Annotated in this window: 23 protein-coding genes; 15 read left to right on the top strand and 8 right to left on the bottom strand. The window is 61.9% G+C overall.

What is annotated here, in order from left to right; genetic code table 11:
- Positions 1-135 precede the first annotated feature (135 nt).
- The gene (locus LDZ27_RS18650) at positions 136-291 is read left to right on the top strand and encodes a hypothetical protein (RefSeq protein WP_244816364.1); all 156 of its coding nucleotides are present in this window, start codon (positions 136-138) and stop codon (positions 289-291) included.
- 46 nt (positions 292-337) lie between these two features.
- Here LDZ27_RS18650 and LDZ27_RS18645 read toward each other — a convergent pair whose 3' ends face one another.
- On the bottom strand, positions 338-928 hold the full coding sequence (locus LDZ27_RS18645) for a DUF3005 domain-containing protein (protein ID WP_244816363.1): 591 nt from the start codon (positions 926-928) through the stop codon (positions 338-340).
- A 282-nt stretch (positions 929-1,210) separates the two neighbouring features.
- On the opposite strand from LDZ27_RS18645, the gene LDZ27_RS18640 reads away from it, so the two are divergent.
- A complete protein-coding gene (locus LDZ27_RS18640; protein WP_244816362.1) occupies positions 1,211-1,444 on the top strand; it encodes a hypothetical protein in 234 nt (77 codons plus the stop codon).
- 111 nt (positions 1,445-1,555) lie between these two features.
- A complete protein-coding gene (gene epsC, locus LDZ27_RS18635; RefSeq protein WP_370653442.1) occupies positions 1,556-2,569 on the top strand; it encodes a serine O-acetyltransferase EpsC in 1,014 nt (337 codons plus the stop codon).
- A gap of 54 nt (positions 2,570-2,623) precedes the next feature.
- Here the strand turns inward: epsC and folE are convergent, their stop codons facing one another.
- From folE to LDZ27_RS18620, 3 genes are all read right to left on the bottom strand, one after another.
- Positions 2,624-3,274, bottom strand: a complete 651-nt coding sequence (gene folE, locus LDZ27_RS18630; RefSeq protein WP_244816361.1) for a GTP cyclohydrolase I FolE — start codon at positions 3,272-3,274, stop codon at positions 2,624-2,626.
- A gap of 84 nt (positions 3,275-3,358) precedes the next feature.
- Positions 3,359-3,805, bottom strand: coding sequence for a VOC family protein (locus tag LDZ27_RS18625; protein ID WP_244816360.1), 447 nt, complete (start codon positions 3,803-3,805; stop codon positions 3,359-3,361).
- 48 nt (positions 3,806-3,853) lie between these two features.
- Entirely contained in the window at positions 3,854-4,276 is a 423-nt protein-coding gene (locus LDZ27_RS18620; RefSeq protein WP_244817254.1) for a nuclear transport factor 2 family protein, read from the bottom strand.
- 108 nt (positions 4,277-4,384) lie between these two features.
- Here LDZ27_RS18620 and LDZ27_RS18615 point away from each other — a divergent pair, with 108 nt between their 5' ends.
- Positions 4,385-5,020 (top strand): TetR/AcrR family transcriptional regulator, encoded by a 636-nt coding sequence (locus LDZ27_RS18615; protein ID WP_244816359.1) that lies wholly within the window; start codon positions 4,385-4,387, stop codon positions 5,018-5,020.
- 4 nt (positions 5,021-5,024) lie between these two features.
- Here LDZ27_RS18615 and LDZ27_RS18610 read toward each other — a convergent pair whose 3' ends face one another.
- Positions 5,025-6,410 carry an MFS transporter gene (locus tag LDZ27_RS18610; RefSeq protein WP_244816358.1) on the bottom strand — a complete coding sequence of 462 codons (1,386 nt, stop codon included), beginning with the start codon at positions 6,408-6,410 and terminating at the stop codon, positions 5,025-5,027.
- Positions 6,411-6,834: 424 nt separating this feature from the next.
- On the opposite strand from LDZ27_RS18610, the gene LDZ27_RS18605 reads away from it, so the two are divergent.
- Together LDZ27_RS18605 and LDZ27_RS18600 are read left to right on the top strand one after the other, a co-directional pair.
- On the top strand, positions 6,835-7,788 hold the full coding sequence (locus tag LDZ27_RS18605; protein WP_244816357.1) for a 2-hydroxyacid dehydrogenase: 954 nt from the start codon (positions 6,835-6,837) through the stop codon (positions 7,786-7,788).
- A gap of 73 nt (positions 7,789-7,861) precedes the next feature.
- Complete coding sequence (locus LDZ27_RS18600) at positions 7,862-8,761, top strand: LysR substrate-binding domain-containing protein (protein WP_244816356.1); 900 nt, start codon at positions 7,862-7,864, stop codon at positions 8,759-8,761.
- Here the strand turns inward: LDZ27_RS18600 and LDZ27_RS18595 are convergent, their stop codons facing one another.
- Both LDZ27_RS18595 and LDZ27_RS18590 read right to left on the bottom strand, forming a co-directional pair.
- Entirely contained in the window at positions 8,762-10,135 is a 1,374-nt protein-coding gene (locus LDZ27_RS18595) for an aspartate aminotransferase family protein (RefSeq protein WP_244816355.1), read from the bottom strand. It lies immediately after the preceding gene.
- 12 nt (positions 10,136-10,147) lie between these two features.
- Positions 10,148-11,482 carry a glutamine synthetase family protein gene (locus LDZ27_RS18590; protein ID WP_244816354.1) on the bottom strand — a complete coding sequence of 445 codons (1,335 nt, stop codon included), beginning with the start codon at positions 11,480-11,482 and terminating at the stop codon, positions 10,148-10,150.
- 536 nt (positions 11,483-12,018) lie between these two features.
- On the opposite strand from LDZ27_RS18590, the gene LDZ27_RS18585 reads away from it, so the two are divergent.
- Genes LDZ27_RS18585 through LDZ27_RS18570 form a run of 4 tightly spaced genes read left to right on the top strand, consistent with a single transcriptional unit; the run spans position 12,019 to position 16,623 of the window.
- Positions 12,019-13,896 carry an ABC transporter permease gene (locus LDZ27_RS18585; protein ID WP_244816353.1) on the top strand — a complete coding sequence of 626 codons (1,878 nt, stop codon included), beginning with the start codon at positions 12,019-12,021 and terminating at the stop codon, positions 13,894-13,896.
- Entirely contained in the window at positions 13,893-14,678 is a 786-nt protein-coding gene (locus tag LDZ27_RS18580) for an ABC transporter ATP-binding protein (protein WP_244816352.1), read from the top strand. The genes LDZ27_RS18585 and LDZ27_RS18580 overlap by 4 nt, the downstream gene beginning before the upstream one ends.
- Positions 14,675-15,382: an ABC transporter ATP-binding protein gene (locus tag LDZ27_RS18575; protein ID WP_244816351.1), complete on the top strand. Its 708-nt coding sequence runs from the start codon at positions 14,675-14,677 to the stop codon at positions 15,380-15,382. Before LDZ27_RS18580 ends, LDZ27_RS18575 begins: the two co-directional genes overlap by 4 nt.
- A 35-nt stretch (positions 15,383-15,417) precedes the next feature.
- Positions 15,418-16,623 (top strand): ABC transporter substrate-binding protein, encoded by a 1,206-nt coding sequence (locus tag LDZ27_RS18570; RefSeq protein WP_244816350.1) that lies wholly within the window; start codon positions 15,418-15,420, stop codon positions 16,621-16,623.
- 1 nt (position 16,624) lies between these two features.
- On the opposite strand, the gene LDZ27_RS18565 is transcribed toward LDZ27_RS18570, so the two are convergent.
- Positions 16,625-17,203: a DNA-3-methyladenine glycosylase gene (locus tag LDZ27_RS18565; RefSeq protein ID WP_244816349.1), complete on the bottom strand. Its 579-nt coding sequence runs from the start codon at positions 17,201-17,203 to the stop codon at positions 16,625-16,627.
- Between the two features lie 603 nt (positions 17,204-17,806).
- On the opposite strand from LDZ27_RS18565, the gene LDZ27_RS18560 reads away from it, so the two are divergent.
- The 5 genes from LDZ27_RS18560 (at position 17,807) to LDZ27_RS18540 (ending at position 21,441) form a co-directional block, all read left to right on the top strand.
- Positions 17,807-17,995: a Flp family type IVb pilin gene (locus tag LDZ27_RS18560; RefSeq protein ID WP_244816348.1), complete on the top strand. Its 189-nt coding sequence runs from the start codon at positions 17,807-17,809 to the stop codon at positions 17,993-17,995.
- 34 nt (positions 17,996-18,029) lie between these two features.
- Complete coding sequence (locus LDZ27_RS18555; RefSeq protein ID WP_244816347.1) at positions 18,030-18,548, top strand: prepilin peptidase; 519 nt, start codon at positions 18,030-18,032, stop codon at positions 18,546-18,548.
- 12 nt (positions 18,549-18,560) lie between these two features.
- Positions 18,561-19,517, top strand: coding sequence for a Flp pilus assembly protein CpaB (cpaB, locus tag LDZ27_RS18550; protein ID WP_244816346.1), 957 nt, complete (start codon positions 18,561-18,563; stop codon positions 19,515-19,517).
- Positions 19,518-19,586: 69 nt separating this feature from the next.
- Positions 19,587-21,056, top strand: coding sequence for a type II and III secretion system protein family protein (locus tag LDZ27_RS18545; RefSeq protein WP_370653412.1), 1,470 nt, complete (start codon positions 19,587-19,589; stop codon positions 21,054-21,056).
- Between the two features lie 10 nt (positions 21,057-21,066).
- Entirely contained in the window at positions 21,067-21,441 is a 375-nt protein-coding gene (locus LDZ27_RS18540; RefSeq protein ID WP_244816345.1) for a CpaD family pilus assembly lipoprotein, read from the top strand.
- Positions 21,442-21,464 lie beyond the last annotated feature (23 nt).

Here is a 21,464-nt window from a genome sequence, read left to right as displayed (position 1 = left end):
TTTCTGAGGCAAGCGAGTAGCGCAATCGTTGTGCCTAGTCCCGACATCTGGCAAAGCATATGGAACGGACGTTGCTCCGATCTGTGCGTTACACCATTCTCGCCTTCGCGCGAGCCACGACAAAAGGAGCCGACGATGAGCAACACCAAGGAGCAGAATCCGACTTCCGAGCGCGACGAGGATACCGTCGACAAGGCCGTGGAAGACACCTTCCCGGCGAGCGATCCGCCTGCCACGGGCGGCGTGACGCGCATCGAGCCTGACGAAGACAAGGAGAAGAAAAGCGAGTAGCCGCGACGAAGGAAGCAAGCCGCGCCTGCCATGCGCGGCTTGCCCGCTACGACCGCTCAATGACGATGAGACGCGCGGGCCGCAGATGGTTCAGCGCGTAGTGATTGCGGCCGCGTAGCGTATGCCCGTGCGCGTCGCGGGCTTCGAAGCGCAGGTGATCCTCGATGTCCGGCAGCGTCGGCGCGACCATCCCGCGATCCACGACGCGGCAACCGTGCGCCAGCGCGAGCGCGAGGCCGTGGCGCGCCGGGCGGCTGTCGAAACCGCCGAGACCGTCGCTCGGTTCCGGCACGCTGTTCACGAGCGTCGCGTTGGAGAAGACGACGGAGTCCGGTTCGTGCAAGCGCATTTGCGCTTCGCGCTTCGCATGGATGTTCTTGCTGTCCGCGTCCACGGTGTCGTCGAGCGTGTCGTCGTTCATCACGTCGACCCCGCGCGGATGACACTCCGGCACGCCGCGCGGCGACGATGCATCGTCTTTCGCCCCTGTGCCCGAGTGCGCCTGTGCGCCCGCTTCGGCCTTCTTCGCGTCGTGCATCGGTACGTGCGCCGTTTCGGTCGATGGCGTCTGAATGGGGCTGTCCGCGACGCGCGCGTTCTGCTTGCCTTGCGATTCGTTGCTTTCGGCGTTGTTCATCTGAACCTCCTGCACAGCGTGATCGAGGGGGCCGCGAATGCAAGAGTCGTTCCGGTTTTTTGGCGACGGAACCGCGGCCCTTTGGGCGTGGGCACTTAATCGACGCTCAAAATTTCCCGCGCGTTTTCCGTCACCAAGCGCTTTCGCTCCCAGTATTATTTGTAGCTTGTCGGCGGCAAAGCGCAACATGCGGGACGCGTCCGGTTGCAAGAGAGCGCGGCGGCAGGGCTGCCAGCACGCAATGTCATTCGAAAGAGCAGGGCACTTCAGGACAGGTGACTCATGCAACACGATGCAGCCTTCTCACATCGAGGCTATCTTCTCAACTGTGCGCCCGCCCGGACCGCAGACGGTCATTACCAGCCTTATGTCGTCATCTCGCGATCGAGCGATGGCGAACTGGTGGCGAACCGCTTCTTTCCCGCGGACCTGAGCTTTCACGACGCACGCGACGCCATCGCTCATGCACGCGACTGGGCTGTGCGCTGGATCGACGCGAGCAACGTCACAGCGTAGCGTCGCTGGCATGGCGCGCTGCGTGGGCATGGACGCGGCACGGTCGGTCGAAAGCAGGTACGCTTGTCACATTCCCGTCGCGAAGTCAGCGGCGGCCGTTTTCATCGCTTCATGATTCACATGCAGAACATGCCTTCGCCCAGCAGAACCACGCCCCGCGACATTGCGCCCGACGCCCTCGACGACGCGCCCGCACAAGCGCCACGCGAATGGGGCCTGTCGAGCATCGTCGCGCAATTGCGCGAGTCGCGGGAGGAGTTGCATCGCACGCGGCATCCGCTCGGCATACGCGAGTTGCCCTCGCGCGATGCCATCGTGAAGATCGTCAACGGCCTGCGTTCCGCGCTCTTTCCGACGCATTACGGCGCGCCCGATTTGACGGACGAAAGCGTCGATTACTACGTTGGCCAGACGCTCGAAAGCACGCTGCGGCTGTTGCACGAACAGATGCGCCGCGCGTTGCGGTTTCTTCCGCAGCATCGCGATACGAACGACGCCGACTTGAGCGCGCATGCGTTCGTGATCGCGCGGCAGTTCGGCGCGCAATTGCCCGCGATCCGTGCGCTGCTCGTCTCGGACATTCAGGCGGCGTTTTCGGGCGATCCGGCCGCGCAGCACATCACCGAGATTCTTCTGTGCTATCCGGGCGTCTGGGCCATGACGCATCATCGTCTCGCGCATGCGCTGCATCAGTTGGGCGTGCCGCTGCTCGCGCGCTTCATCAACGAGATCGCGCATTCGCTGACGGGCATCGACATACATCCGGGCGCGACCATCGGGCCGAGCTTTTTCATCGATCACGGCACGGGTGTCGTGATCGGCGAGACGGCGGTGATCGGGGAGCGCGTGCGTGTCTATCAGGCGGTGACGCTCGGCGCGAAGAGCTTTCCGTCGGGCAACGACGGCATGCTCGTCAAGGGCAACGCGCGCCATCCCATTGTCGAGGACGATGTCGTGATTTATGCGGGCGCGACGATTCTCGGGCGCGTCGTCATCGGCAAGGGCTCGGTGATCGGCGGCAATGTGTGGCTCACACACAGCGTTCCGCCGGGCAGCAACGTCTCGCAAGGCAAGGTGCGCGAAGGCGCGGGCGCGGATGCACCGCGCAACGGCTTCGGCGCGTGAATGGCGAAAGGGCCGCTAAGTTCGTAGCGGCCCTTTCGTTTTTCCACTGCGCTCTTACGTGTTCGATACGCTGAAGGCGGTCTGATTGCCGACGATGGCGAGAAATTCGCGGCGCGTGGAAGGATCGTCGCGGAAAGAGCCGAGCATGCGCGAAGTCACCATCGACACGCCCGCCTTGTGCACGCCGCGCGTCGACATGCACTGGTGCGCGGCTTCGAGAATCACGCCGACGCCGAGCGGTTGCAGCACTTCGTCGAGCGTATCGGCGATCTGCGCCGTCATCTTCTCCTGAATCTGAAGCCGCTTGGCGAAGGCATCGACGAGACGGGCGAGCTTCGAGATGCCGACGACGCGCTTGTTCGGCAGATACGCGACATGCGCGCGCCCGATGATGGGCACCATGTGATGCTCGCAATAGCTCTCGAAGCGGATGTCCTTGAGCACGATCATTTCGTCGTAACCCTGCACCTCCGAAAACGTGCGGGCGAGGATGTCGTGCGGGTTCTGCGCGTAACCCGCGAAGAACTCTTCATAGGAACGCACGACGCGCGCCGGCGTGTCGAGCAGCCCTTCGCGGCGGGGATCGTCGCCGGCCCAGCGCAGAAGCACGCGCACGGCAGCTTCGGCTTCCTCGCGAGTCGGACGGTCGGTGGAATCAGCGGGCATGTCGGAGCCGGTCAGATGGGTGTTGCGCGTGGCGCTCATTGGAAGCTCCTGTCGGGTTTTCTTTCCGACATTGTTCCATGTTTTCGAAGGCCCTATGCCCGACAGGTCTTTCGCGCGCGCGAATCAGGCAGGTTTGTTCTGCACGCCGCCGAGCACCATCCACGAGACGCCGAATCTGTCCTGCACCATGCCGAAGCGCTTCGCGAAGAACGTCTGCGTCATCGGCATCTGCACCTGGCCGCCGTTGCCGAGTGCGTCGAAATACTTCTCCGCCTGCTGTTCGTCGCTTGCCGTGAGCGAGAGCGAAATGCCCTGGAAATTGGACTTGCCGCTGCACATGCCGTCCGATGCCATCAGCATCGAGTCGCCGACGGTGAACGCCGTATGCATGATCTTGTCTTCGCAGCCTGCGGGCAGGCTGCATCCTTCGGGCGCATCGCCGCCTTTGCCCGCGTCCCGGTTGTCCCTGAAGCGCATCGTCATGACGACTTGCGCGCCGAGATGCTCGCGGTAGAACGCGACCGCTTCTTCGCAACGGCCCTCGAAAAACAGATACGGTTGGACTTGCATGCCTGCTCCTTGAGTTGGGTAGTCATGAGGCTTCGTCATGAGGCTTCGTCATGACGCTTCGTCGGGGTCCATGTCCATGATGAGCGGCACCGACGCATGTTCGTGCACGACGCGCCAGTCGCCGTCGATCTTTCTGAAGCACACTGTCGCGCGCACGATGTCGTCGCGCCCGCCCGCCGCCACGCGGTTGATCGCATGCATATAAGCAAGCTCGCCGCTCACGCTGATATGCATCTCGCGTATTTCGAATGCCAACGGGCCGTCGATGCTGTCGAACCAGCGCTGCCAGTTCTCGCGGTAACGTTGCACGCCGGTCATCGAAGCGGGCGGTACGACATCGAACACGACGACATCCGGCGCGTAATGTTCGACGAGCGCAGCGGCGTCTTTCGCAAGCACGGCCTGCCGCCATGCTTCGGTGAGTTCGCGAATGCGCGTCTCGTCGAGCGCACGATCGTTCGCAACGGTCATCATCGCCTCCATGAATAACGGACTTTTTTTCGTTGTGTACGCCGTCCACAAAAGTAGCAGAGATAATGGACAGTGTCCACATAAGGGAAAGCCCGAGCAGAATCGAAGATGACGAAAACGAAACCAAGAAGCACTTATAGACACGGCGATTTGCGCCGCGCACTGATCGATGCCGGCATCGAACTCGCACGCGAAGGCGGCCCCGATGCCATCGTGTTGAGAGAGGCGACGCGCCGCGCGGGTGTCGTGCCGAACGCGGCCTATCGGCATTTCGAAAACAGGCACGCGCTTTTTTCGGCGGTACGCTCGGCGGCGTTGTCGTCGGTGGCCGGAGCAATGGAAGAGGAGCTTGCGGCGCGGCCGAGGAAGCGCCGCCGCGCCGATGCCGCGCGCGCCGGACTGCGCGCGATTGGCGCGGGCTATTTGCGCTTCGCGCAGGAAGAAACGGGGCTGTTTCGCACGGCCTTTGCAGCACCGCAAGCGGAATGGAATCCGCATGACGAGCCGTATGGCGCCGGACCGAGCGGCCTCGATCCGTTTCAGCTATTGAGCCGCGCGCTGGATGAAATGGTGGAGGCGGGCGCGCTCGATGCGCGGCGCCGTCCGCAGGCGGAATATCTTGCGTGGAGCGCGGTGCATGGCTTCGCGCTTCTTTTGATCGAAGGCCCGCTGCAAGGGTTCGGCGCCGAAGACGTCGAGCCGCTTGCGGGGCGCTTGTTATCGATGGTGGAGAACGGCTTGTGAAGCGTTATGCCCTCTTGTTCGCGTTCTCGCCGGCAACCGGTTCGACGATGCTCAACAACAGGAGCAAACACAGCAGCGAGGTGCCGAGCATGTAGAGGAACACGCTCGTCCAGCTATAGCGGTCGAGCAGCAGGCCGACGGCAAGCGGGGCGCATGCACCGCCGATCTGTCCGAGCGAATTGACGATGCCGAATGCCGTCGGATACGTGGCTTTGGTGGCAAGGCCCATCGGATACGCGGAATAGCCCGCAAAGCCGATGCCGAGCATGAGACCCGCCATGATCAGCGCGGCGCCCAGATACCCGACGCTATCGGGCGCGTCGATCAGCGCGAACATCATGAGCATGGTGCCGAGTGCGCCGAGCATCATCATCGGCTTGCGACGGCCGCCGAGCCAACGGTCCGAAATGATGCCGCCGAGCATATTGCCCGCTACGGCGCCGATAAAAGGCGCCGACGCGAGAAAGCCCATCTTCACCGAAGCAAAGCCTTTGACGGTCACGAGATACGTGGGAATCCACGAGATGAAGATGTTGCTGATGCCGATCATGCAGCCATAGCCGAGCGCGACGCCGAAGATATTCCACGAGCGGAACACCTGTCCCACCGTTTCCAGTTGAGGCACGCGCTTCGTGCGATTAATTGCATCGAGCCAGGGCATCGGCGCCATATGGCCGCGCCGCGCATGCTTTGCATCACCGCTGGCGGCGGGCGCTTCGTCGAGAATGTAGCGACGTTCCTCGGGCGAGCAGAAGCGGTTTTCGCCTGGCGAATTGGTGACGAGGAACATCCACACGAACGCCAGCACGATGCCGGGAACCGCGAACACATAGAAGATTTCGCGCCAGCCCCACAGTTGAATCACGAGTATGCAAACCGAAGGCACGATCAACGGGCCGAGCTTGGACGCGGCGATCCATAGGCCTGTCGCCGTGCCTTTCTCCTTGGCGGGAAACCAGCGATTGATGATGTTCGTGCAGCCAATGCCAAGCGGCCCTTCCGACAAGCCGAGTCCGACGCGATACGCCTGCAGCAGAAATACCGACGACGTCGTGCCCATGAGTCCGGTAAAGACCGAGGTCAGCACCATGAACACAGAGAAGAGTAAGCCGGTGGTCTTTTCGCTAAGCCGCTTGTAAAGCAGGCCAACGGGAATCTGCACGAAGCCATAAGCAAAGGAAAAGAGACTGACGATCAGGCCGGCCTCTGTATTCGTGATGTGGTATTCCTTCTTGAGGTACGGCAGGGCGATGCCGAAATTCGCGCGGTCGGCGCAAGCGATCGCCCAGATGCAGAAAATCAGGCCCATGACGACCCAGCGATGCCCCGTCCGCTTGCCCGCAAGAGGCTCGGCCTGCGCGGACGAGACGACGCCCTCGGCGTTATTCATGTGACTTCCTCCAGTTACGACGTGTAGGCGCATCTGCGCGATGCGCGTGTCATGGCAAACGCGTGCTGCGCTTAAGCGGCGGCGCCAAGCGGACGTGCGTGAGAGAACGTGGAGGAAGAGGGCGGATCGAGGCTGAATGTCACGCTGGTTGTCTCCATGTCTATGCAGGGCTTTTTCTAGTGTTGTCTCTCCCTGATGGCCCATTCTCGCGGCGGCAATTCCCCGCGTCCAATCTTTTATTGCTATTACCTGATTCCCGTATTGAATCGATTCGCCGCCTCAGACACGGCACGGCGGCACGGCGTCGATTCGTGGATCAATTGATAGCCTTTTGGGATTGGACGCGATTAGCAAAAGCGGAGATCATCCGTCGCATTCATGGCCGCACTTGCCATGCGACACACGCGATCCACAAGGAGCCACCTTGAAGCCGAACATCCTGCAACTGAATCCCATCCTCGTGCCCGCGATCAATGAGAAGCTCGATGCGCTCTACACCATGCATCGCCTTTTCGAGCAGGAGGACAAGGACGCGTATATCGCCGCACACGGCGCATCGATTCGCGGCGTGATTACCGGCGGGCATACAGGCATTTCCAACGAACTCATCGTGAAGCTGCCCGCGCTGCAAGTGATTGCCGTCAACGGCGTAGGCACCGATGCCGTCGATCTGGAATTCGCGCGCTCGCGCGGCATTCCGGTCACGGCGACCTTCGGCGCGTTGACGGAAGACGTGGCCGATCTTGCCATCGGCTTGATGATTACGGTCTTGCGCGAAATATGTCCCGGCGACGACTTCGTGAAGAGCGGCAAGTGGCCTTCGAATCCGAGTCCCGCCGCCATTCCTCTGTCGCGCCGCTTTAGCGGCAAGCGCGTTGGTATCGTCGGCTTGGGCAAGGTAGGCCGCGCCATCGCGCAGCGCGCATCGGCATTCGGATGTCCCATCGCCTATACGGACGTGCGCCGCATGGAGGACGTCGAGCATCGTTTCGTGCCCGATCTGATTTCGCTCGCACGCGAAAGCGACATCCTCGTGCTTGCAGCCGCGGCGGACAAGGCGCAAGGCATCGTTAATGCGGCCGTCCTCGATGCGTTGGGCAGGGACGGTTATCTCATCAACGTTGCGCGCGGCAAGCTGGTTGTCGAACAGGATCTGGTGGATGCGCTCAAGGGCGGCGTCATCGCGGGGGCGGGACTGGACGTATTCGTCGACGAGCCGAACGTTCCCGCCGAACTCTTCGGCATGGATCGCGTGGTGTTGCAGGCGCATCGCGCGAGCGCGACAGTCGAGTCGCGCACCGCAATGGGCGAAATGGTATTGGCAAGCATCGCGCAGGCGCTCGCGGGAGAACGTCCGCAAGGCAGCCTGACGACGTAATGCCGCAAGCGAAGCAATCGGCTTGTCAGGCGCGAACATATAATGATCGGCCATCCCGTCACCGCCGATCACGATGCTCGACCTCGGACAAGTGCGTTGCTTCGTCGCCGCCGCGACCGAACTGAATTTCAGGCGCGCAGCCGCGCTGCTCAACATGACGCAGCCGCCGCTTAGCCGGCAAATTCATCTGCTCGAAGAAAACCTTGGCGTGAAGCTCTTCGAGCGCATTGGACGCACGGTCAAACTCACGACGGAAGGGCACGTTTTTCTCGCCGATGCCGCGCGTCTCTTGAGCCTTTCCGAACAGGCGGAAAGCGCCGTGCGACGCGCAAGCAAAGGGAAAACGGGCCGCGTGCGCGTAGGCTTCACGGGCGCGGCCGGCTATGAACTGATTCCGGAACTGCTGGTCGCGGCGAGGCGTGAATTGCCGGACATCGATGTCGTCTTGCTAGAGCTGATTTCGGTCGCGCAGATCGAGGCCTTTGCAGCGAATGCCATCGACCTTGGGTTTCTGAGGCCCTTGCCATCGAGACAAAAGCTCGAATTTCAGCTTGTCGACAAGGAACCGATGATCGTCGCTTTGCCAGCGGGACATGCGTTGTGCCGCTTCGAGCAGATCGAACTCAAGCAACTCGATCATCAGCCGTTCATCATGCATTCGCCCACGCACGGAAAGTATTTCTATGACCGCATCATGGGCATGCTCGCGGCGGACGAAGTGAATCCGCATTTCACGCAATACATCGACCAGACGCCGACCATTCTCTCGCTGGTGCGTGCGGGGCTTGGCCTCGGGATTCTGCCCGCATCGTCGCGACGTTTTCACTACGACAACGTCGAATTCCGCCTGATTGCAAACAACACCGTGCAGGCGGAAATGAGCATGGCGTGGCGCACCGATCAGGATAACCCCGCCGTCACGGCTTTCAGGCTCATGGCGGCAGAGCACTTCGCAAGCAAATCGCGCGCGTAATCATGCGAGCTCGAGCGCGCGTGCCGTTTCGTCGATTGCGGCCTTTGCCTTGGCGACGATCTCGTCTATTTCGGCATGCGTGACCACGAGCGGCGGCGATAACAACATGCGGTCGCCGCTTGCCCGCATCACGAGATTGCCCTTGAAACACAGATCGCGGCACAACGTTCCAATATCATCGCCATTCGCGAAGCGCTTGCGCTTAGTCGAATCTTCCGCAAGCTGAATCCCCGCAACAAGCCCCGCGCCCGTTATTTCTCCGACAATGCGATGTGCGCCAAGCGCCTCGCGCAAGCGCGCCTGAAAATACGGCCCCGTGTCTTCTTTCACGCGGGCGACGATGCCTTCTTCGCTTAGCAGCTTGAGGTTCGCAAGCGCAACCGCCGCGGCCACCGGATGGCCCGAATACGTGAAGCCGTGATTGAATTCGCCGCCTTCCACGATCGCGTCCGCGACGCGGTCGGATAAGGCAACGGCGCCCATCGGCATATAACCGCTTGTCAGACCTTTAGCCATGGTGATGACGTCAGGCTCGAAGCCGAAATGCCGGTGCGCGAACCATTCGCCGGTGCGCCCGAATCCGCCGATGACTTCATCGGCGATCAATAAGACATTGTGCTTGCGGCAAATGCGCTGGATCTCAGGCCAATAGCTCGATGGCGGAAAGATCACGCCGCCCGCGCCCTGAAACGGCTCGCCGATGAACGCGGCGACGTTCTCCGCGCCTAGCTCGATGATCTTCGCTTCGAGTTGACGTGCGCGCGCAAGGCCGAACGTTTCAACGTCCTCGCCATGACTTTCGCCGAACCAGTAAGGCTGGTCGATATGCGCGACGTGTTCGAGCATCGACGGCATCTGTTCGTGCATGTCATTCATGCCACCGAGCGTTGCGCCGGCAAGCGTCGAACCGTGATAAGCATTTCTTCGCGCGATCACATAACGCTTTTGCGGCTGGCCCTGCGCTTGCCAGAAGCGATGCACCGCGCGCAGCGCCGTGTCGTTCGCTTCGGATCCGCTATTGCAATACATGAAGCGCTTGAACGGTTCGGGCGTGAGCGTTGCAAGCATCGCCGATAACTCGATGACACGCGGATGCGTCGTCTTGAAGAACGTGTTGTAGTAGGGCAGCGTTTGCATCTGCGCGAAAGCGGCATCGGCAAGTTCGCGGCGTCCATAGCCGACGTTCACGCACCAGAGTCCCGCCATGCCATCGATGATGCGTTCGCCTTGCGAATCCCATAGATAAACGCCTTGCGCCCTCACGATCACGCGACTGCCGATGCGGTTCAGTTCCGCCATATCCGAAAACGGGTGCATGTGGTGCGCGGCGTCGAGTGCGCGATAGCGTGCGGTGACATCGATACGATCGTTCATGTTTTTTACCCGTCAGACATGCAGCAACAGGTGTTTGCGTTCCCATGAACTGATGACACGGAAGAACGCTTCATATTCCGTTTCCTTGAGCGCCAGATAGGCGCGCAGGAATGTCTCGCCAAGCATGTCCGCAAGCGGTTCGCAGGCGCCCATCAAGGTGAGGCCTTCGTCTAGATTGCGCGGCAACTGAAAGGGCATGCGGTAGCCGTCGCTTGCGAGCGGCGCGGTGGGTTCGAGATGCTGCGTCATGCCGAGATAGCCGGCGGCGAGGGTCGCGGCTATCGCCAGATAAGGATTGCAGTCGACGCCGGGTATGCGGTTCTCGATGCGCCGTGCCTGCGGCGCTGCATGCGGCACGCGAAAACCGACCGTGCGATTGTCATAGCCCCATTGCACGTTGATCGGCGCCGCCATGAAGCGCGAAAGCCTTCGATAGGAATTGATATACGGCGCGAATATCGGCATGAGCGCGGGCGTGTATTTCTGAAGCCCCGCGATATAGCCGTAAAAAAGGCCTGTGGGTTCGTTCGCGCGTCCGGTGAAGAGATTGCGTCCGCTCTCTTCCTCGACAATGCTCTGATGGACATGCATCGCCGAGCCGGGCTCGCTTTCCATCGGCTTCGCCATGAATGTCGCGTACATCTTGTGGCGAAGCGCCGCTTCGCGCACGGTGCGCTTAAAGAGAAAGACGCGGTCCGCAAGATTGAGCGCATCGCCGTGCAGAAAGTTGATCTCCATTTGCGCCGCGCCCACTTCGTGAATGAGCGTGTCCACTTCCAGTTCCTGCACTTCGCAATATGCGTAAATGTCTTCGAATAGCGGATCGAACTCGTTGACGGCGTCGATCGAATAGGCCTGCCTGCCGGTTTCCGCGCGCCCGGTGCGGCCGACGGGCGGCTGCAAAGGCAGGTCCGGGTCGCGATTGACATCCACTAGAAAGAACTCGAGTTCGGGCGCGACTACCGGCCGCCAGCCCTTCGCCTCGTATTTTTCGAGCACTTGCCTGAGCACGCGGCGAGGGGAAATGGCCACCGGCGTGCCGTCGAAATGCACGCAGTCGTGAATGACTTGCGCGGTGGGGTCCACGGCCCACGGAATGAGGCGAATCGTGGAAGGGTCGGGCACGCAGACCATGTCGGGATCGGTGAGGCCGGTAAAGCTGGCGTCGTCGGGATAGTCGCCGGTGACGGTCTGAATCATCACGGCTTGCGGCAGGCGCATGGACTCGCCGGACTCGAACTTGCTGCGCGGAATTATTTTTCCGCGCGCCGTGCCTGCCATATCGGGAATAATGGCTTCGATTTCGGTGATGCGATGCTTGCGCAGGAATTCGTCGATGCGTTCCATTTGAGTTCTCTTCGATGCAATGCGCTTTCGATGGACGAGCGGCGCCGTGCCTTGCGCGCAAATGCGATGCGTCGCAAGGCATGGTCGAATGCAGGCGAGCGCAAGCCGCGCGAGTGAACGCGCGCTCAACGGCCGTCTGGAGCGAAGGGAAGGTGCTTGAGAGGCGCTATGGAAGCAGGGACGCCGCGCCGACGCACTGCACCGCTACGAATGCGTGCGCAGTGACGGCGTTGCGTCGCCGCAGGCAGCGGCGCGAGAGACGCGTGATGATCGGGATGAAGCGGCGATCGGATTGCATGCCGCAGCGATCGGTGAAGGAGCAGCCTGCGCTCCCCTGAACCAGAGGGCTTTGGACTCTCACGATAAGACTCGTTTGGCGAGGTGAAGAACGGCTAAGGGAAGCGGCGCTTGCCGACATTGTCCCTTCGACGAGCATATACGAGCCATTCATGCCGTCAAGCCGTGTTTTCCATCGGCGCATTTCATCGATAATGTCGCCTCGCAGTCTTGAGGCCCTTGAAGCTCTTGAAGCCGTTATGCTCGCCAACCTGCTCGTTCAACTTGTCAACGGTCTAGCCGATGCCTGCGCGCTCTTTCTCGTCGCATCGGGACTGTCGCTCATCTTTGGCGTCACGCGCATCGTCAACTTCGCGCACGGTTCGCTCTACATGCTCGGCGTGTATGTCGCCTATAGCCTGACGAGCCGCTTCGGTGCGAGCGCCCTGGGTTTCGGTGCATGCGTCGTCGCGTCGGCGGTGATAGTGGGCGCTTTCGGGGCGCTCATCGAACTGAGCGTGCTAAGACGCATCTATCGCGCGCCGGAACTCTTTCATCTTCTCGCGACGTTCGCGCTCGTTCTTATCATCCGCGACGGCGCGCTCTATCTATGGGGACCGGAAGATTTGTTCGCGCCGCGCGCACCGCATCTCGCGGGCGCGGTGCAACTGCTCGGGCATGCCTTGCCGACGTACAACCTCGTACTGATCGCTGCCGGGCCGCTCGTGCTTGCGGCGCTCTGGCATGCCCTCACGCGCACGCGTTGGGGCACGCTCGTGCGCGCGGCGAGCGCAGATCGCGAAATGCTCGGTGCGCTTGGTGTCAATCAGAAGTGGCTTTTTACCGGGGTATTCTTTGTCGGTGCATGTCTTGCCGGCCTGGGCGGTGCGTTGCAAGCGCCGCGCATGCCCGCGAGTCTGTCGCTGGATATCGACACTATCGGCAATGCGTTCGTGGTCGTCGTGGTCGGCGGCATGGGGTCGATACCGGGCGCGTTCGTCGCCGCATTGTTGATTGCAGAGATCAAGGCGCTGTGCATCGGTATCGGGAACATATCGATCCTGGGCTTCGATCTATCGCTGACGAAATTCACGCTCGTCGCGGAGTTCGTCGTCATGGCAGTGGTGCTCGTGCTGCGTCCGTGGGGGCTCTTTGGCCGTCCTCAAACCGTCGCGCGTTCCGCTGCGCCTGCGGACAGGCCGCTCGTTCGCGCAACGCGCCGCACGAAAACGGCCTTCGCTGCAATCGTGCTGCTGCTCGCGCTTGCGCCGCTTTTCGCAAGCACTTTTCCCTATATGCCGGTGATTTTCGTCGAGATCATGATTGCCGTGCTGTTTGCCGCAAGCCTGCATTTCATCATGGGACCGGGCGGCATGCATTCGTTTGGACACGCCGCTTACTTCGGGCTTGGCGCATACGGCTCGGCGCTCTTTCTCAAGGCGCTTGCCTTGCCGATGGAAGCGGCGCTCGTGCTGGGACCGCTCGTCGCGGGAATCGGCGCGATGGTCTTCGGCTGGTTCTGCGTGCGGCTATCCGGTGTCTATCTTGCGATGCTGACGCTCGCGTTTGCGCAGATCGTCTGGTCTGTCGTGTATCAATGGGACACGGTGACGGGCGGCAGTAACGGCATGCTCGGCATGTGGCCTTCGCCGTGGCTGTCATCGCCCATTGCGTTCTATTACCTCACGCTCGTTGCGGCGATAGCCGGCGTGTGGCTCTTGCGACGCATGCTCTTTTCACCGTTAGGCCTTGCGATGCGCGCGGGCCGCGATTCGCCGTTGCGCGCGGAAGCTATCGGCATCGGCGTTGCGCGCGTGCAATGGATCGCGTTCATTGCCGCATCGCTCGTATGCGGGCTCGCCGGTTCGCTCTATGCCTTCTCCAAAGGCAACATCTCGCCGGACGTGATTAGCGTCGGGCGTTCTGTCGATGGCCTCGTCATGGTGCTGCTAGGCGGCATTCAGACGCTTGCCGGGCCTGTCGTCGGCGCGGCCGTATTCACCTGGCTGCAGGACACGGTCGCGCGGCAAACGGATTATTGGCAGGCGCTGCTGGGCGCAAGCATTCTTCTTCTCGTGATGGCGTTTCCCCAAGGCATCGCCGGATTCGTGCGCGACCGGTTTGCGGAGGCGCGATGACGCTGCTGCGCATTCAAGGCCTGTCCAAGTCTTTCGATGGCGTCAAGGCCGTGGACGATGTCTCCTTCGCACTCGATTCAGGGCAACTGCTCGCGCTGATCGGCCCTAACGGTGCGGGCAAGTCCACGTGCTTCAACATGATCAACGGACAGCTTGCGCCCACGTCGGGAGCCGTTTTGCTCGATGGCCGCGATATCGCGGGCATGCGTCCGCGCGATATCTGGCGGCTCGGCGTGGGCCGCACTTTTCAGATTGCAGCCACGTTCAATTCCATGACCGTTCTCGAGAACGTGCAAATGGCCTTGCTTTCGCGCGAGCGTCGCGTCTTTAGCCTTTTTTCGCGCGTGGCATCGTGGCACGAGGACGAAGCGATGGCCTTGCTCGATCTCGTCGGCATGACAAAACACGCGCGTCGCAGTTGCGCGGTGCTTGCTTATGGCGACGTCAAGCGCGTGGAATTGGCGATTGCTTTGGCGAACCGTCCGAAGCTGCTCTTGATGGATGAGCCGACCGCCGGCATGGCGCCCGAAGAACGCAACGCATTGATGGCGCTAACGGCGCGTCTTGCGAAGGAGCGCAACATCGGCGTGCTCTTTACCGAACACAGCATGGACGTGGTCTTCGAACATGCGGACAAGCTGATCGTGCTGGCGCGTGGCCGATTGATCGCAGAAGGCCATGCCGATGCCATCCGCAACGATGCGCGCGTGCGCGAGGTGTATCTCGGCACCGGCGCATCGTATTCGCCCCGCGCGGCTTTGACCGAAGGAGCAACGCGATGACGCTCCTCAAGGTCGACGCGCTCAACGCTTTCTATGGCCGCGCCCAGATTCTCTTCGACGTCGCGTTCGAAGTGCGGCCCGGCGAAGTCGTTGCGTTGATGGGTCGCAACGGCGCGGGCAAATCCACGACGATGAAAGCCGTCATGGGCTTGCTCCCGCGCACGACCGGCAAGATCGAATTCATGAACGAGGACATCCGCGGCATGGCGCCGTATCGGATTGCGCGCATGGGACTGGGTTATGTGCCGGAGGACCGTCGCATATTCGGCGATCTGACCGTCATGGAGAACCTCGACGCGGGCCGCCAGCCGCCGCGCGACGGTGCACCTCAATGGACGCCCGACAAGCTCTTTCGCGTGTTTCCGAACCTTGCGCAAATGCGCGATCGCCGTGCCAGTCGCATGAGCGGCGGCGAGCAGCAGATGCTCACTGTCTCGCGAACGCTGATGGGCAACCCGCGCGTCGTCTTGCTCGACGAACCGTCGGAAGGCGTGGCGCCGGTCATCGTCGAGCAGATGGCCGATATGATTCTCGAATTGAAGCGCGAAGGCGTTGCCATTGTTTTGTCCGAGCAGAACCTGCACTTCGCGCAACTCGTGAGCGACCGCGTTTATGTGCTCGAGAAAGGACAGGTTCGCTATGCTGGCGCAATGAGCGAATTGGCGCGTGACGATGCCGCGCGGCGCGCGTTTCTTGGCGTCTAGCACCTGAGAAAATATCCATAGAGGAGAGTTCATCGATGACTATGCGTGCAGGAAAATGGCTAGGCTTTGGCTTGACGTTGATGGCGGCATTCACTGCCCTGGAGACACGCGCCGATACCATCAAGATCGGCGAGATCAACAGCTACAAGGCGCAGCCCGCGTTTCTCATGCCGTACAGAAACGGCTGGAATCTCGCGCTGGATCAGATCAACGCGGCAGGCGGGGTCAACGGCAACAAGCTCGAAGTGATTTCGCGCGACGATAACGGCAATCCCGGAGACACGGTGCGCGTCGCGCAGGAACTCGTATCGCGCGAACAGGTGCAGCTTCTTTTCGGCGGCTATCTGTCCAATACCGGTCTTGCGCTTGCCGACTTCGCGAAACAGCGGCGCATTTTCTTTCTCGCGGCCGAGCCGCTCACCGACAAGATCGTCTGGCAGGACGGCAACAAGTACACGTATCGCTTGCGTCCATCGACATACATGCAGGTGGCGATGCTCGTTCCCGAAGCCGCGAAGCTCAAGAAGAAACGCTGGGCGATCGTTTATCCGAACTACGAGTATGGCCAGTCCGCGGTCGCGACCTTCAAGCGGCTTCTGAAGGCCGCGCAACCCGATGTGCAATTCGTCGCGGAGCAGGCCACGCCGCTAGGCAATGTGGATGCGGGCGCGGTGACGCAAGCCCTTGCCGATGCGAAGCCCGACGCCATCTTCAACGTCCTCTTCAGCGCGGACCTCGGCAAGTTCGTTCGCGAAGGCAATACGCGCGGCTTGTTTAAGGACCGCGCCGTGGTGTCGCTTCTGACGGGCGAGCCGGATTATCTCGATCCGCTCGGCGCGGAAGCGCCTGTCGGCTGGATCGTGACCGGCTATCCGTGGTATTCGATCGACACGCCCGCGAACAAGCAGTTCGTCGCGGCTTATCAGGCGAAGTATCACGACTATCCGCGTCTCGGTTCGGTCGTCGGATACACAGCGATGATGTCGCTCGCCAACGGCCTCAAGAAAGCGGGCAGTGCGGACGCGGACAAGCTCGCCGCCGCATTCAAGGGCTTGACGGTGAACTCACCGTTCGGGCCAATTGTCTACCGCAAGCAGGACAATCAATCGACGATGGGCGCGTATGTCGGCGTCACCGCGCTCAAGGACGGCAAGGGCGTGATGACTTCTTATCGCTATATCGATGGCGCAAGCGTGCAGCCATCGGACGAGGAGGTAAAGAAGCTGCGTCCGGCCGAGTGAGTTACGCCTTGGGAAACGGCTTGCTCACGAATTTCGACCCGGCAAGCCCGAAGCGCCACGGCACGTCCATCGCCTTGCTAATGCCGATGCGCGGGCCGCATATGACATCGACCGCCTGCTCGGGCGGCTCGATGTCGAATGGCGCTTCGAGCAGCGACGCGCCGTTATCTTTGTGCGTGATGCCGAGCGCCTGCGCGAGCCGGCCTGGTCCCGAACAAAGTAGCTTGATCGGCGTCAGGCCGCGCCGCTCGCGCATGATCTCGAGGCCCGTCAACGGTTCGATTGCGCGAATCAGCACGCCCGCACCGTGGCCCTCTTCGCGGCACACGAAATTCAGGCACCAGTGAATGCCGTAGGAACGATAGACGTAAGCATGCGCGGGCGGCCCGAACATGACGGCGTTGCGCGGCGTAAGACCGGAGAAGGTATGCGACGCGGGATCTTCGCGGTCATAGGCTTCCGTTTCGACGATGCGGCCGCCGACGCCGTCGACGGTGAATATCGCACCGATGAGGCGGCGTGCGACTTGGTCGGAGGGGGCGGAGAAGTCGATCGGTTCGAGTATGAGTTTCGTGTTCACGACGCGATTAGAGTCTTGCAAACGATTGCGGGTTAGGGGCTATTCGCTGGGCAATTTTCGGACCGCTGCTTTCTCTTGGCGAGATACGCATAGGGCTATAGGATTTCCAATGAGTCTGCTTTGGGCGAAGAAGCAAACTAACTCGGACCCCACGCAAAAATTGCAAAGCTCGTGACAAAGCCGTTCGGCTTGGGGTAAGCTTTGCCGGCTCAAGCATTGCACGGAAGTTTAAGCCGTCAGCAACTTGAGCGCATAAGCTTCCCGCAGCCGAGAATCTGTTAGCGTGGCCTGAGCGATCGCAAACGTTTTACGTCGAATCGCAAAAACGCGTATTAGAACGATAAAGAACGCGTAAAGAAGCCGAGACGCCGAACACGCATGCTTACAAAGCGCGGCGCAAGGTCATAAAAGAATTTTCTCCTCTCTAAAGTTTTCCTCGCTGTTGCCGACTAGCGCCTGATTCGCGCAATTCGAAGTCCCGAATTGCGGGCTTTTCTGACCTCTAATTGGCGAAGTTATTCCTTTCCGGAGTGGCTACGATGTGCTTGCCCGGTCTTCTCCCGGCCGGGTCCACACCTACATTCACCTCTGAAGGAAAGAAAAATGCGCAAACTGATGAAGGCATTCGTGCGCGATGAGCGCGGCGTCAGCGCGATGGAATATGCGGTTCTTGCTGGCATCGTCGTGGTCGCCCTGGGCGCAATGAGCACTGTGTTCAGCAGCGGTCTGACCACCATGTTCGGTACGCTCTTCTCGAACGTCAACAAGGCCGTGAACTCGAGCAGCAAGTAAGCATAGCCGCCAGCGAAACAACAAGAAGACCATCGTGCAGCTCCTGTCTCTCGTCATTCGCCTGATCGCGCTCTGCGCGCTCTTGTGGCTCGCCGTCATCGACGTGCGCTCGCGCCGCCTGCCGACGAAAGTCGTGCTCGTCGTCGGAGCGCTTTTCTTTGTCGATGCACTCGTGCGCCGCATGGCGATAGACGACGTGATCGTTCACCTGCTGCTCGCCATTGGCGTATTCCTGGTCTGCGCCGCGCTGTTCGCGGCGAAGATGCTGGGCGGAGGCGATGCGAAGCTCGCCTCCGCAATCTTTCTCTGGGCCGGACTTTCCTTGTCGATTCCCGCCCTGACCTTGATTTCCGTGATCGGGACCTTCGTGTCGCTGATCAGTCTCGCGACGCGCGCGATGAATCCGGCTCAACGTTCGATGCCGTTGCGCGCACTCGCGATGTTCTCCGGCGCGCGTGGCGTTCCGTATGGCGTCGCGCTCGCCCTCGGCGGCGGCGTGATGATCGTGCTTCCCGCGCTGCTGCCGCTTTTGCCTTCTCTTGCGATCCGATAGGACGGCGTGCTCATGTCCAACATCATCAAATTCGCCGTGCTTCTCGTCGGCGCCTTACTCTTCGCGATGATCGTTCGCGTGGTGGTCGCCAATGCATCGCGCCCCGCGCACAACACCATCGAAACGCAAAAGGTCCAGGTGAGCGCAGCCGATCTGCCGCAAGGCCTGCTGCTGCGCGACGACGATCTCTCGTGGAAGGTGCTGCCGGTCGCGGATGTCCCCGCCAACGCCATCGTCGCGAACACGTCGCACGCGCAGGATCTGAAGGGCGCGTTGTTGCGCCACCCCGTCAGCAACGGCGCGGTGCTCACCGCCGACGACGTCATCATGCCGAGCGCGCCGGGCTTTCTCGCCGCCACGCTCAAGCCCGACATGCGCGCGGTCTCGGTCGCGGTGGACGACGTTTCGGGCAACGCGGGCCTCATTCAGCCGGGCGATTACGTCGACCTGCTTCTCACGCAGCAAATGGAGCGCCGCACCGATTCGCCGGACCTCGCCGTATCGAGCGAAACGGTGGTGGAGCACGTCCGCGTGCTCGCGGTCGGTTCCGAGATCAAGCGTCCCAAGAACAACAGCGGCGAGATGTCCGATACGGGCTCGCGCGCGCGCACGGTGACGCTCGAAGTGACGCCGCGCATGGGCGAAGTGGTGGCGGTGGCCGCACGCCTCGGGTCCTTGTCGCTTGCGCTGCGCAGCTTTGCCACCGAATCGCGCGATCCGGCGGCGCTCGCGGCGGCGGCATCGCCGGCGCAGCGCACGCCGATCTGGGCCGGCGACATTTCGCGCGCCGTGCGCGAGCTTCCGCGAACGCCGCAGGCGCACGCGAGCGTATCCGCGCCCGCGCCGGTCGCCGCGCGCCCAGTCACGATCTATCGCGGGTCCGACAAGAGCGATGGCGCGCCGACACTCGCGCAGGCCGGCCCGACGGCGGACGCCGCGCCGCCGCTGCCGACCGTCCCGGCCCGCTGATCCATGCGCGCGGCGCACCAGCGAGACATACAGGCACCCCATCACGGCAGCACATTGCCAGGATCGATCATGAGAACGCAGTTGAATTCCATCCGCACGGGACGACGCGCAGCAGGCTTGGCGCTCGCGTGCGGCGGCGCGCTGATCGCGTGTTATGCACAGGCGGCCCAGGCGTCCGCCGTGAAGCGAGAAACGGCGTCGATGTCCGCGAGTCCGCTGACCACGGCCGCGGGCGCGCTCGATATCGACGCGGGCAAGGGCACGTTGCTGCGCTTGTCCGAAGACGCGACCTCCGTGTTCGTCGCGGACCCGTCGGTGGCGGACGTGCATGTGCCGTCGCCGAGAACCGTCTATGTGCTCGGCAAGAAAGCCGGGACCACCACGCTCTACGTGCTCGGCGTGAACAACAAGACGATCCTGCAGCGCACGGTGATGGTCGCGCGCGACATGCTGAACCTGCAAAGCATGCTGTCGGCGCGTTTCCCCGACATGCGCGTTCAGGTGACGAGCGGCCAGGGATCGCTTCTTCTCACGGGCGAGGCGCACAGTTCCGCCGATGCCGACGCCGTCGTGCAGGCCGTCACGCCGTATCTCGCCGACAAGGAAGTGCTCATCAACCGCATGACGGTGGATCGTCCGCTGCAGGTGCAACTGCGCGTTCGCATCACCGAAGTGGACCGCAACGTTACGCAGCAGCTCGGCATCAACTGGCAGGCGCTCGGCAGCGCGGCGGGCAACTTCTATGGCGGCGTCTTCAGTGGCCGCGCCATCCAGAACCTGAATCAGCCGCTCACGACAGCGACCGGCGCGACCGTCTATCCGTACAACCTGCCGAACAACAACGCGTTCTCGTTCCTCGGCCAGTTCAAGACGGGCAACAACGACATCCGCGCGGTCATCGACGCGCTCAATCAGGAAGGCCTGCTCACGGTGCTGGCGGAGCCGAACCTCGTCGCGTTGTCGGGGCAGACGGCGAGCTTTCTCGCGGGCGGCGAGTTTCCGATTCCCGTTTCGCAGACCAACGGCGCGATCTCCGTGGAATTCAAGCAGTTCGGCGTGAAGCTCGATTTCACGCCGACCGTGCTGAACGAGCGCCGCATCAGCCTGAAAGTGCGCCCCGAAGTGAGCCAGATCGACACCACCGCGAGCGTGACGACAGGCGGCATCACCGTGCCGGGATTGTCGGTGCGCCGCGCCGACACCACGGTCGAGCTTGCGAGCGGACAGAGCTTCGCGATCGGCGGCCTTTTGCAAAGCAATACGACCGACATCGTTTCGCAGGTGCCGGGCATCGGCTCGATTCCGATTCTCGGCAAGCTCTTTTCGTCGTCGAACTACATCAACAACAAGACGGAGCTGGTCATCATGGTGACGCCATACATCGTCGAGCCCGCGAACCCGGCGAAGCTGCGCTCGCCGATCGACTCGCTGGTGTCGCCGAGCAGCGACGTCGAATACAGCTTCCAGCGCAAGGGCGGCGCGAGCGCGCCGTCCGCATCCGAACCGCGTCTCGTCGGCGCGGCTGGCTATGTCTACTGAGCGCCGAGCCATGAAACACGCACGTCCTCTCACTCTTGCATTGCTCGTTGCCTTCGCGTGCGGCGCGAGCGGCTGCTTCAAGCCGCCGCGCGGCATGCCGAACGAAACGGTCATCGGCTACGACGGAAAGAACGCCGTGCCGCCCGATTGCCACGCGCTCTCACGCCCGTCGCTTCTGACGGATGCCGGATGGCGCCGCCCGTCCATGCAATGGGGATGCGCGACCTACACGAACCTCGCGGCGCAGGTGGCCGATCCCCGCGATATCGTGAGTCCGCAAGCGATCGGACCCGCCGATGCGGCCGTCGCGGCGAGCGCCGTGCGCCGCTACGAAACGGGCCACGTAATCCCGCTCGACCAGACTTCGTCGCGCAGCGCGAAGTAGTGCACCGCCGTTCTTTCCGACCG

Source organism: Caballeronia sp. Lep1P3 (assembly GCF_022879595.1).
Taxonomy (GTDB): domain Bacteria; phylum Pseudomonadota; class Gammaproteobacteria; order Burkholderiales; family Burkholderiaceae; genus Caballeronia.
This window is presented reverse-complemented; position numbering and strand designations above follow the sequence as displayed.